At 45.0% G+C, this 10,519-nt stretch carries 14 protein-coding genes; 5 read left to right on the forward strand and 9 right to left on the reverse strand.

All coding sequences use genetic code 11. The features are described 5' to 3' along the window. Window positions 1-46: 46 nt before the first annotated feature. Entirely contained in the window at window positions 47-226 is a 180-nt protein-coding gene (locus tag ACP7BU_RS07450) for a hypothetical protein (RefSeq protein WP_004729374.1), read from the reverse strand. A gap of 125 nt (window positions 227-351) precedes the next feature. Next, window positions 352-1,623 carry a hypothetical protein gene (locus tag ACP7BU_RS07455; protein WP_425879028.1) on the reverse strand — a complete coding sequence of 424 codons (1,272 nt, stop codon included), beginning with the start codon at window positions 1,621-1,623 and terminating at the stop codon, window positions 352-354. Window positions 1,624-1,736: 113 nt separating this feature from the next. Here ACP7BU_RS07455 and ACP7BU_RS07460 point away from each other — a divergent pair, with 113 nt between their 5' ends. Both ACP7BU_RS07460 and ACP7BU_RS07465 read left to right on the forward strand, forming a co-directional pair. Continuing rightward, entirely contained in the window at window positions 1,737-2,513 is a 777-nt protein-coding gene (locus ACP7BU_RS07460) for a class I SAM-dependent methyltransferase (protein ID WP_425879026.1), read from the forward strand. A 15-nt stretch (window positions 2,514-2,528) separates the two neighbouring features. Beyond that, complete coding sequence (locus ACP7BU_RS07465; protein ID WP_004647351.1) at window positions 2,529-3,116, forward strand: hypothetical protein; 588 nt, start codon at window positions 2,529-2,531, stop codon at window positions 3,114-3,116. Between the two features lie 151 nt (window positions 3,117-3,267). On the opposite strand, the gene ACP7BU_RS07470 is transcribed toward ACP7BU_RS07465, so the two are convergent. Then, a complete protein-coding gene (locus tag ACP7BU_RS07470) occupies window positions 3,268-4,467 on the reverse strand; it encodes a TIGR03862 family flavoprotein (RefSeq protein ID WP_425879024.1) in 1,200 nt (399 codons plus the stop codon). Between the two features lie 4 nt (window positions 4,468-4,471). Next, on the reverse strand, window positions 4,472-5,116 hold the full coding sequence (locus ACP7BU_RS07475; RefSeq protein WP_425879272.1) for an SAM-dependent methyltransferase: 645 nt from the start codon (window positions 5,114-5,116) through the stop codon (window positions 4,472-4,474). An 84-nt stretch (window positions 5,117-5,200) separates the two neighbouring features. Here ACP7BU_RS07475 and ACP7BU_RS07480 point away from each other — a divergent pair, with 84 nt between their 5' ends. Both ACP7BU_RS07480 and ACP7BU_RS07485 read left to right on the forward strand, forming a co-directional pair. Next, window positions 5,201-5,374, forward strand: a complete 174-nt coding sequence (locus tag ACP7BU_RS07480) for a DNA gyrase inhibitor YacG (protein ID WP_005245864.1) — start codon at window positions 5,201-5,203, stop codon at window positions 5,372-5,374. A gap of 175 nt (window positions 5,375-5,549) precedes the next feature. After that, entirely contained in the window at window positions 5,550-5,732 is a 183-nt protein-coding gene (locus ACP7BU_RS07485) for a hypothetical protein (RefSeq protein ID WP_086044179.1), read from the forward strand. 40 nt (window positions 5,733-5,772) lie between these two features. Here ACP7BU_RS07485 and ACP7BU_RS07490 read toward each other — a convergent pair whose 3' ends face one another. The 5 genes from ACP7BU_RS07490 to ACP7BU_RS07510 form a co-directional block, all read right to left on the reverse strand. Beyond that, a complete protein-coding gene (locus ACP7BU_RS07490) occupies window positions 5,773-6,417 on the reverse strand; it encodes an MBL fold metallo-hydrolase (protein ID WP_425879022.1) in 645 nt (214 codons plus the stop codon). A 22-nt stretch (window positions 6,418-6,439) separates the two neighbouring features. Next, window positions 6,440-7,453: a ferrochelatase gene (hemH, locus tag ACP7BU_RS07495; protein WP_278357564.1), complete on the reverse strand. Its 1,014-nt coding sequence runs from the start codon at window positions 7,451-7,453 to the stop codon at window positions 6,440-6,442. A 65-nt stretch (window positions 7,454-7,518) separates the two neighbouring features. Next, the gene (locus ACP7BU_RS07500) at window positions 7,519-8,547 is read right to left on the reverse strand and encodes a DUF4062 domain-containing protein (RefSeq protein ID WP_005267549.1); all 1,029 of its coding nucleotides are present in this window, start codon (window positions 8,545-8,547) and stop codon (window positions 7,519-7,521) included. Between the two features lie 116 nt (window positions 8,548-8,663). Further along, window positions 8,664-9,536 (reverse strand): glutamate racemase, encoded by an 873-nt coding sequence (gene murI / locus ACP7BU_RS07505; RefSeq protein WP_004729363.1) that lies wholly within the window; start codon window positions 9,534-9,536, stop codon window positions 8,664-8,666. Between the two features lie 48 nt (window positions 9,537-9,584). Then, window positions 9,585-10,196: a DUF1285 domain-containing protein gene (locus ACP7BU_RS07510; RefSeq protein ID WP_004278560.1), complete on the reverse strand. Its 612-nt coding sequence runs from the start codon at window positions 10,194-10,196 to the stop codon at window positions 9,585-9,587. A 186-nt stretch (window positions 10,197-10,382) separates the two neighbouring features. Between ACP7BU_RS07510 and ACP7BU_RS07515 the strand changes: the two genes are divergently transcribed. Next, a partial coding sequence (locus ACP7BU_RS07515) for an FAD-dependent oxidoreductase (protein WP_253102010.1) occupies window positions 10,383-10,519 on the forward strand: 137 nt, incomplete at its 3' end.

Consider the following 10,519-nt stretch of genomic DNA (forward strand, 5'->3'; position numbering starts at 1 on the left):
AAAACAAGTCATTGAGGCTTTTCAACCTGTTTCCAGCCTGATGCAATTAATCCAACGGTTTATCCATATGATTACGTAGTGACTTGCGAATTCGATACACCACATACACAGACAGAATAATCATAAAGATGATGGACGCACTGACCATGATCACTGCAGGATGCACAGTTTCTGCATGCGCCAGATTAGGTAGAACCAAACCGAAGATAAAACATACTTGCATCATAGAGATCCCCTTCTTCGTTTCAACCATCGGGAACGATATAATTGGTTTATTATTTATACCGCTTATCTCTATATTATGCCAAGCTCATCACAAGTCAAGTAATTGTTTTTTATAAAAATTTTTAGTTAACTTATCTCACTGTGCGTCACAAACTGCGTATTTTTGTCACTATCGTCGATAAAAGCAGCAGCACCATACTCATTGGTACTCAGATTCAGCTGCTTATAGCTAAACATATAAAAATCGCTATAACGCTTCATTAAAATCGGGTGCATGCCCAGACTAAGCTCATCCTGTTCCTTGATCAGTTTCATGATATGCCGGTCATTCATCACCACCAAATAACGTTCATCATTCAGATTAATACTCAATAAACCATTACCTTTGGCATAAATCGGAATCAGAAATTTATGGTTCAGGGCAATTGCACCTTCTGCATAACTTTCGATTTTATGGCTGATGACATTAAATACCAGACCATGTCCATAGTGGTCCAATAACAGCTGACGATTTTCCTGCGGCAAATTCACATGAATGCCCAGTTTGAGCAGGTCATGCTGATCGACCTGCTTATTGCGTAACAATTCCCGCAAAATCACCTGTTTCTGGCTGGCATCAAAAAACTGGTTATCCAGTTGCAGATCGTTATTTTTCAGAATGTGTCCCAAGGCCATGCGGTGTCGTGGCAAGACATTTTCAATCACCTTGCGATAATAGAACTTGCTGTTTTTCTTGACCCTGCGCATTTTCTGATAGAAATAGCTTGGATCATATTCATGTACCAAAAAATCATAAAGCAATTCTGAACTGGCCAAAACTGCAATCGCATCATGTCCGGTAAAAGGTAGATGCAGCACATGATGATGTGGGATTAGTGTCTCTAATTTCAGATAATGGGCACGATCTTCGGCACAGTAGGGATCATAGACAATAATATATTCGCAGGCGTTGTCGATATCTTCGGCTGCAACCCGCATATTTGTATTCAGCTCTGGCTGATAGAACATGTTATAACGGGCATCATGTACATCTTCCGGATCGATCGAGTATTGCGGCACCATCGCCACCACCCGTTGTACGCCCAAGGCACGGGAATACTTGATCGCAGCATAGCCACCCATCGAACCGCCATACGCAATACGCTGCTGAAACGGCGCAATCAGATCTGCGATGGCTTGCAACATGTTCCACATGGAACCTTGCGGAAACCAGGATTTATGCTTGGGCATAATACCAAGCACATTAAGCTCGAATTTCGCCAGTGACTTTTCTGCATTGATGTTGAGGCCCTTGGCACGGGTAATCAAATCGCCAAATGAAAAAATCAGTTCTGAAGAAGATCCCGGCATAAAAATCGCGCGTATATGTTCATCTTCAAAAACAATCTGCTTGTCCATAACTTTCCCATGCTGGTAAATCGAACCCTTCCACAACAATTCAGTCAATGAACGCTGTCAAAAAAGTGAATATGCTATTTTATATCGATCAAAAAGATTAAAAAGCGCAAAATATGACACAATCATTACATCCTGCAGCAAAACGGGGTTTTAGTGCGTCGGCTGAGCTCTATCAGCAAGTGCGTCCCGATTATCCGGCAGAAATCAGCCAGTGGCTGAGTGAAACGCTGGCTTTGCCTGCAGATGCGCATCTTTTGGATTTGGGCAGCGGCACCGGCAAGTTTATCCCCTATTTACGCCCGCTCAGTAAGCACATTATCGCGATTGATCCTGTCCCGGAAATGCTGGCTCAATTACAACAGGCGCATCCGGACATTCATGCTCTTGAAGGCGTTAGCCATCAACTTCCCCTGCCTGATCATAGCCTGAATGCGGTATTTTGTGCACAGTCATTTCACTGGTTTGCCGATTCTGCTACCTTACAAGAATTAGATCGGGTACTCAAACCGCAGGGTTATCTGGTGTTAATTTGGAATCAGCGCGATACTCGGGTGGACTGGGTTCAGGCCTTGGCCGATTGTATTGCCCCATTGGAAGGCGATACGCCGCGCTATCATAGCGGTGCCTGGCGCGAGGTCTTTGCACAGCAAACGCTATTTCAGCCCTATGCAGAAACCACAATGACCCAGCAACAGCATGGCAGTGTCGAGCAGGTGGTATCCAAGCGGCTGCTCTCGACTAGTTTTATTGCAGCCATGCCTGAACAGCAGCAGGCACAGTTAAAACAACAATTTGAACAGATCATCCAGCAATATACAGCCAAAAGCGCAGAGGAAATGATCGATTTTCCTTATGTCACCCATATCTATGTGTTCAAGAAAAGTAATTAAAAACAGGAGGCGATCATGCATAAAATACCAGGAATGACACGAACGCTGTTGTTCGCTGCGGCCATGCTGCTGATGGCATGTGACCAGAAAACGACCGAAACTCCGACTGAAGCGACAACAGATAATACGGCTTCAGATCAAGTCATGCAGGAACTGAAAACCGAGCCACTGAAAGACTTCCCTAAAACTGCTGATGATCCGCATGATATTGCTGCATTGACGGATTATGAACAGCGCTTTCAGGAAATGAGCAGCGACTTGGAAAAAGAATTAAACAGCATGCGCGATGATGAAAATATGACAGAAGAATTTGTCCAGCAACGTCAGCGTGATCATGTCCAGTCAGCATTGAATATGTTGAAGGCTTTAGAACTGAAAACCGAACAGGGCCGTTATATTCAGGGCTTAATGTATCAATACTGGGAACATCAGGACAAATTACTCAATACTCCCAAGACTCAAGCTACACCCGTGAATGAAGCCAGTGAGAATGTCAAAGGTCTAGGGAAATATCTACACGCCCAAGAACAACTGGAACGCTGGCGTTCGCAATATCCGGATCTCGCCAAGAAAGAACCAGCTTCCCGGCAAGTGAAGGAATAGTCTAGGATGCTAGTTTGGCACACAGTTTAGATAAAATACAAAAATAATCTAGGCTGAACTGGCAGCTTTAAAACAGCATGGATCAACAAGGCCAGATCTGTTGAGTCTGTATTTCAGTATAAGTGTCAGTTCGTCCTGTCCATAAAATGAGTTAATGTGCTGTCAGAAACTGATGCACACCCTCACCTGCCGCGCGACCTGTGGCGAAGCAGGCGGTCAGCAGATAACCACCAGTCGGTGCATCCCAGTCCAGCATTTCTCCGCACAAAAATACATGCGGATTGGATTTAAGTTGTAGCTGTTTCGACAACACTTCACGCTTGACACCACCGGCACAGCTAATCGCCTCATCAATTGAGCGAAAGCCGCTGAGTGGAAGAATCAAATCTTTAATCTGTTTGGCTAATTCAGCAGAATCTTGCCATACTGCTTTGGCCACCAGCTCCCGTACTAGAGCTGCCTTGGCACCGTCCACTCCGGCTTTACGCCAGACATTACTTAAAGACTGCTTCTTACTTGGCTGTAATTTTTGTGCAAGCTGTTCGATGCTTTGATTTGGGAATAGGTCCAGATGCAGCTGCATAGGCTGCCCCTGTTTTAGTTGCTCGCGTAAGCCACGACCCTGCTTATAGATCAGACCACTTTCCAGACCATAATGACTGATCACGATATCGCCAATGGTTTTTTCACCTTGCCCAACCCATGCCTCGACACGCTTTAAAGGTTGACCAAAGACTGGCTGCATAAACTGAGACCAAGGATATTCCACTCCAGCATTACTGGCCTGAAATGGCTCAATTTCATCCGGTTTCAGCCAGGCTTGCCATGCCCCATCACTACCCAACGCTGACCAAGACACTGCGCCACAAGCCAGAATAATGGCATCAAAATCTTCAATGCGGTATTCATTATTTTTCAGATCATGCAGTTCGAGCTGTTGCTGCTGCAACTGGCTGACTTTATGCCGGTAATGAAACTGGATGCCATCACTGGCCAAACGCTTGAGCCAGGCACGCAGCAAGGGCGCGGCTTTCATCTCTGTGGGAAATACCCGGCCGGATGAACCGATATAAGGCTCAATGCCGAGCTGCTTCATCCAGTCTTGAATCCAGAGTGCATCCCAGCGTTTGATCCAGGGAGACAACCACTCCACCTGATCATAACGTTGTACAAACTGTGACACAGGCTCAGCATGGGAAATATTCAGACCGGTCTTGCCTGCCATCAGGAATTTACGCGCAGCAGACGGTTTTTGCTCATAGACATGCAGCTCATAACCAAACTGACTGAGCACTTCTGCCGCCATTAAGCCTGCGGGGCCTGCGCCCACAATAGCAATGCGTTTGCTCATCTGCTTATTCCGCGACGGTGGCATTCTGCCCTTGTAAAGGCTGGAAATCATCAAAGCGCGTTACATAACTTTCAGGCTTGCTGATGATCAGTTGCTGGCATAATTCGCCACGTTCCAGATATTTAATTTCAAAATGGGTACGCGCCGAATCTGCAGCAATCACTTCTTTGACAAAAGGCAGCTTCCAGAGCTCTCGCACCTGTGTTTCTGCTTCTTCGATATAAGTAGGAATATTACTGGCCAGCGTAATCGTTCCACCGATTTTCAGGCGGGAAAGCAGGAACTCAAAAAATGGCATATTGACCCAGCGCTGCGCCGGATTATGCGGCTCAGGATTTGGATATAAAATAAAGAATTGTTCTACCTGCTCCGGATACAGTGCATGCACGATCCACGGTAAAGCATCGGCATGAACGGTCTGTAAATTGGTTTGACCTTCAACAGCATGCTGTTTTTGCATCGCCAGAAATTTTTCCCGGGTACGTTCAATCGCAATCAGTTGAGTGTCGGGATTGTTCTTGCTGAATAACAAGGCATGTTTACCTTTACCCGCTCCCACTTCGACGCAGACCGGTTCAGGACTGATGCTTTGAAAATCACGGGGCGCATGCATACGCTGTGCTTGAAATTGACGAATCGGCATAATCAGATCAAACTAATAAAAACCGCATAAGTCTAACAAGTGCGGCTATATTTGCCTAATCGAACCTTTATTTTTCTTTGGAGTCGTCCCATGCCTACCACTTTAAACTGTCCACGCTGTGGCAAGCTGACCACTTGGGAAGATAATGATTACCGTCCTTTTTGTTCAGAACGTTGCAAGATGATTGATCTGGGGGCTTGGGCCAATGAGGAATATAGTTTGCCTACCCAAGATGCACCACAAGCCGACAACAGCGAAGAATAAAATGTCTTCCTTGTCGAAAATTCTGTCTGAAAGCAGAATCTTGTCGAAATTAAGTAAATAAATCATATGAATTTTATAAAATTACTTAGATAAAGTAACACGAATTAACATCATTCATAAAGCTTTAGCATTATTGTTCTATTCTAAATTTTCACATTATTTTTAGAGCAATAATATGGGTTATATTATTTTAAAAATCATATTAATTGGGGTTGGTCTACTCGCACTTCTTTCTTTGGGAGTCGGCATTTTCCAACAAGATAGTTTATTTATTGTATTGGGTGTGCTTTTTGCTTTTGCCGCTTGGCTCATACACATGCAAACGCGTCAACTTCGTAATAATCCCTTTTCAGAATAAAAATAAAAGACCAAATGGTATTGGTCTTTTATTTACGCTTTTAACCCGCTTTACCTGCAACAAAAGGATTATGCTGCTTTTCAAAACCAATGGTGCTGATCGGACCATGTCCTGAAATGAATTGGGTTTCATCTGGCAGGCTGAAACATTCTCGCTGAATTGAATCTAAGAGCTGTTGATGGTTACCACGCGGGAAATCAGTCCGCCCGATTGAGCCTTTGAACAAGACATCACCTGTCCATAACAAGTCATAATTTTTGTTATAGAACATCACATGACCCGGCGTATGGCCTGGAGCAAAACGCACTTCGAACTCTTCATTGCCGAGTTTGAGCACTTCACCACCTTCCAGCCATTGGGTCACTTCGACTTTTTCCGGAATCGGAAAGCCATAACGTGCAGAAACTTCCTGAATCATGTCGAGCCAGAATGCATCTTCCTTATGTGGTCCGATTACTGGGACATTCCAAGCCTTTTTTAATGCACCCACCGCACCCGCATGATCCAGATGACCATGAGTGAGCCACAAGGCTTTAACCGTTAAACCCAGCGCTTCAACTTCAGCTTTCAGTTTTTCAGGTTCGCCCCCTGCATCAATCAAAATGGCTTCTTTAGTATCCATATCCCAAACGATGGAACAGTTTTGCTGAAATGCAGTAACTGGAACAATTTTGACTTGTAACATGGATTGAAAAACCTCGGGCAAGTTAATGGGCAAGTGTCTGTGTCAATGCATCCAGATTAGCCTGAAGCAGACTATTGAGCAATCGCAAATGATCTTCACGGCTATTTAAAGCAGGAATATAGCGATAGCTTTCACCGCCGAGTGCTTTAAATGTCTCGGCATTTTCGATTGCCAGCTCTTCAAGCGTTTCCAGACAGTCCGCGGAAAATGCCGGACTCATCACCTGAATTGATTTCACCCCTTGCTTGGCCCAATCTTCGAGCAAAACATCGGTATAGGGCTTGATCCACTCCTGTTTGCCAAACCGCGACTGAAAGCTGATCGCATATTGATCTTCATTTAAACCTAGTGCTTCCGCCACCAATTTACCCGTGATGCGGCAACGGTCGGCATAAGGATCGCCTTTATCAGCATAGGGCTGTGGAATGCCGTGGAAAGACATTAACAATTTCTCTGGTTGACCATGAATTGCCTGATAATCACGTACACTTTGAGCCAACGACTGGATAAATAAAGGATGTTGATAATAATCCCGGATCACTGTCAAACCGGGTAAATTACGCTGTTTCACCACCCATTTCGCCACTGCATCGTATAGAGGTGCGGTCGAAGTGGCAGAATATTGTGGAAACAAGGGAAATAGAATCACGTGTTCCTGTGGCTGCGCTGAGACCTGTGCCAAGACATCCTGAATATTCGGATTGCCGTAGGTCATTGCAGGTACCACATTCAGTTCAAACTGCGGATAAAGCTGGGTGAGATGCGTCTTGACTGCTGCGACCTGCTCAAACAGAATTTCACGCATCGGCGAATCCTGTCCCCATACTTGCGCATAGGCCTGTGATACCCGCTTTGGACGGAAAGGCAAAATGAATAAGCGCAGAATGATTTGCCAGATCGGTTTGGGAATTTCAATCACACGCTGATCAGATAAAAACTGCTTGAGGAAACGGCGTACCGCTGGAATCGTAGGCTCATCTGGTGTGCCCAAGTTTGCCAATATAATCGTCACTTTCGCTTTAGCAGGAGAATACATTCAGTTCGTCCGTCAGGATATCAACCCCTGTACTTTAACAGCTTTTTATTTATTCTCTCTATGGATTAATACGCTGACTTATATTGAAAAGTGCGATCTAAATCCAGCAAGCTGCTGTCCAGCAACTTTTGCGCTTTTGGCGTGATCTGCCACAGCATGCGCTGTCGGTCATCACGACCGGATGGCACAATCCAGTCATTCTGGCGCATTTGAATTTTTAAACTATGCAAGGCACGAATATTCATCTGGGCACGCGCGACAGCATGCGCACGCGGCATCTGCACCCGTGCATCCTGCAGACCGGTTTCATTCAGATATTCATTCATGCGCTTCGAGAAAAACTCTTCAGGGGTCGGATTGACAAAAGTTGAACCCAATAACGCCAACAATTGTGCCCAAGTCAGTTTTTTATGGACTTTGATTTCTTTAAAATTACCATCCTGATAAGCATGCATCCGGTATTCAAAAGAAAAAATTTCATGCATCGCCACTTTGGGCAGGCTCAGGAATGGATCGACTTCTGCAGTTCCGCCATCGCGTTCCAGTTGCGCCACTTTAGCTTTCAGCTGATCAATCTCGTCATGCAGCGCCTGGGTGTTTTGCGGACGCACCCAGCCGGTCACCGGATAGCGCTCCAGCATTTGTGGCATGTTAAAACGCACTGCCATTTCCAGATCGCGCAGGCTGCGGTAAGTAAAAACCTGATCCACTTCCTGCTGTAACAGTTGACGGAATTCCTTGAATTTTTCCTGTAATTCCGGTTTGGCATCATGCAATGCACTTTCACGTGATGCCGGATCATCATGCATAAACACAATAATCGGTTTTTGCTTGGTCACTGCATAAATATATTCGAGATGCATATAGCCGACACCCGATACCGACTGCTCCCCATACTGGCTTCCCAGCAGAATCACGACATAATCACAGTCATCAATCTGGCGGCGTGCAAATGCAGTATTCAGCGGTGTACGCTGTTCCAGTCCCCACGAGAAAAACCCCATTCCTACCAGTGTTTGAGACAGAATGATACGCTCCGGTTGCATTTCTGCCCCCGAGGTTGAGATGAACACTTGGTACCGTTTATCCAGCATGGGCTATCCTCTTCTCCTGTACATTTGCGTAAAAAATGCATCATCACATGCTTCTTTACCCAATATGGCCACCCCAGAATCAAAATATCTTTCTTTTTAAATTATAAAAATGAGTTTTAAACTGCACTCATATTACTGACCTGCCATTTTAAATCGGCCGGAATCAGGTGCTGCAAAATCGGTCGGAGCTGTTCAGCATTCTGCCCACTCACCACCAATTCAATTTTCACGCTTTCTTTAGACTCATGCTCAAATAATAACCCATTTTTAATTAAAATTCGGGCCGTTTGTCTTGCAACCGCGAATCCTGAGTCAATTAATGTCAGCTTTTGACCAAAAATATACTGAATTGACGATTTTAGGAAGGGGTAATGTGTACATCCTAATACTAAATAATCAGCGCCCTGATCTACAACTGGTTGTAAAATCTCTTTTAATGTCTGCAAACAGGCTGCACTCATCTGCTCTCCAGCCTCAACAAAAGGCACCAGATCCAGACTGGTCACAGGCAGGACTTTGACTTGAGCCGGTTCGGCAAAACGGGAAATGACATCTTTAATCAGCTGGCCGCGGAAGGTTGCAGGCGTGGCCAATACCGCCACAGTTTTCGACTGGGTATTCAGGACGGCCGGTTTAAGTGCGGGTACTAAACCGATAATCGGAAAGTTTTCACCATAATAGTCACGCAAATAATCCAGACTAAAAGCGGAAGCGGTATTGCACGCCACCACCGCAACTTTACAACCTTGACGATAAAGCCATTCAATCGCCTGAGCCGTCAAGGCACGAATTTCCTGATCATCTCTCGGGCCATAAGGCACATGCGCAGTATCCGCATAATAGACAAAGCGTTCATTAGGCAAATGGCGGGCAATTTCCAGGGCGACTGACAAGCCGCCTACGCCTGAGTCAAAAATGCCAATAGGCGCATCTGCCGTGGCATTGGGCATCGGGTCTAATAACTGGGAAATTGGTTGAATAGCGCTCATAACGTTGCAGGTAGCTTGTTTGAAATTTCTAGCGATCAAGCTTAAACCTCAGGTGCTCAAATGCAAGTCTAAATCACCACTTTTCAAACTTAAAACGGTTTCGCCTGCCGGATTTTCATCAAGCTCTCCCATCTCGACCAGATGTAAAAATGCCGCACGCTGAATCAGGGCATTAATCCCAAAACGCACATGCACATAAGGCCGCAACTCACCTTTGTATTCACGCATAAAGATTGGATGTTCAGCATCGACAATAATCAGGTCTTGCGTGGTTGTGCCCAGTTGCAGATAAGTCACTCCATTGATCTCAACCTGATCGACCTGATTGACAAATAAAGGTTCATCTTCAACTTCGATTTCAATCATTTCTACTGGTGTTTTTAGATAGAATTTATCGTTTTCTTTCCAGAGCACCGTTGCAAACAGGTCAATCATCGGCTGACGCTTGATCAATTGACCTTCGTGCCACCATTCGCCGTTGGCTAAAACCTTGAGATCCATTGTGCCACAATGCTTTGGCTGCCATTGCTCCAAAGGGGGTATTGACCTTTTGTGACTGCCCTGTGCATCTTTTAAGTATTGTGCGATATCCATTAAATTTTTATCATCGGGATAAGTTACTTTTTTCGTCGGATTTGTGCTGGGTACTGGCTTATCCATAAAAGAAGACCTTAATGACGGAAAAATAATATGTTTCAGCCAATTGGCTAAAACCGGCTTTAAAACTATACTAGCCCAGATTATCAAAGACACCAGCATTTTTGTGTCTAGGAACCAAGAACACTTATGGCAGCACCCAATCATATGATTATGGTTGCCACCGAATAGTAATATGAGGAGTCCTACATGGAACACATCGAACGTGAATCGATGGAGTTTGACGTCGTCATCGTAGGCGCAGGCCCTGCGGGTCTTTCTGCTGCGATCAAAATTCGTCAACTTGCAATTGAAAACAACTTAAACGATCTGTCCGTTTGTGTCGT

Origin of the sequence: Acinetobacter sp. 40AMC3-4 (assembly GCF_049898185.1) — a bacterium.
GTDB lineage: Bacteria > Pseudomonadota > Gammaproteobacteria > Pseudomonadales > Moraxellaceae > Acinetobacter.

What these genes read in the sequence shown, in the direction of transcription:
- murI (WP_004729363.1), bottom strand. Translation starts at nt 9,536, where the DNA reads ATGAGCGCTATTCAACCAATTTCCCAGTTATTAGACCCGATGCCCAAT.
- ACP7BU_RS07465 (WP_004647351.1), top strand. Translation starts at nt 2,529, where the DNA reads ATGCATAAAATACCAGGAATGACACGAACGCTGTTGTTCGCTGCGGCC.
- ACP7BU_RS07485 (WP_086044179.1), top strand. Translation starts at nt 5,550, where the DNA reads ATGGGTTATATTATTTTAAAAATCATATTAATTGGGGTTGGTCTACTC.
- ACP7BU_RS07500 (WP_005267549.1), bottom strand. Translation starts at nt 8,547, where the DNA reads ATGCTGGATAAACGGTACCAAGTGTTCATCTCAACCTCGGGGGCAGAA.
- ACP7BU_RS07480 (WP_005245864.1), top strand. Translation starts at nt 5,201, where the DNA reads ATGCCTACCACTTTAAACTGTCCACGCTGTGGCAAGCTGACCACTTGG.
- ACP7BU_RS07490 (WP_425879022.1), bottom strand. Translation starts at nt 6,417, where the DNA reads ATGTTACAAGTCAAAATTGTTCCAGTTACTGCATTTCAGCAAAACTGT.
- ACP7BU_RS07455 (WP_425879028.1), bottom strand. Translation starts at nt 1,623, where the DNA reads ATGGACAAGCAGATTGTTTTTGAAGATGAACATATACGCGCGATTTTT.
- ACP7BU_RS07470 (WP_425879024.1), bottom strand. Translation starts at nt 4,467, where the DNA reads ATGAGCAAACGCATTGCTATTGTGGGCGCAGGCCCCGCAGGCTTAATG.
- ACP7BU_RS07510 (WP_004278560.1), bottom strand. Translation starts at nt 10,196, where the DNA reads ATGGATAAGCCAGTACCCAGCACAAATCCGACGAAAAAAGTAACTTAT.
- hemH (WP_278357564.1), bottom strand. Translation starts at nt 7,453, where the DNA reads ATGTATTCTCCTGCTAAAGCGAAAGTGACGATTATATTGGCAAACTTG.
- ACP7BU_RS07460 (WP_425879026.1), top strand. Translation starts at nt 1,737, where the DNA reads ATGACACAATCATTACATCCTGCAGCAAAACGGGGTTTTAGTGCGTCG.
- ACP7BU_RS07450 (WP_004729374.1), bottom strand. Translation starts at nt 226, where the DNA reads ATGATGCAAGTATGTTTTATCTTCGGTTTGGTTCTACCTAATCTGGCG.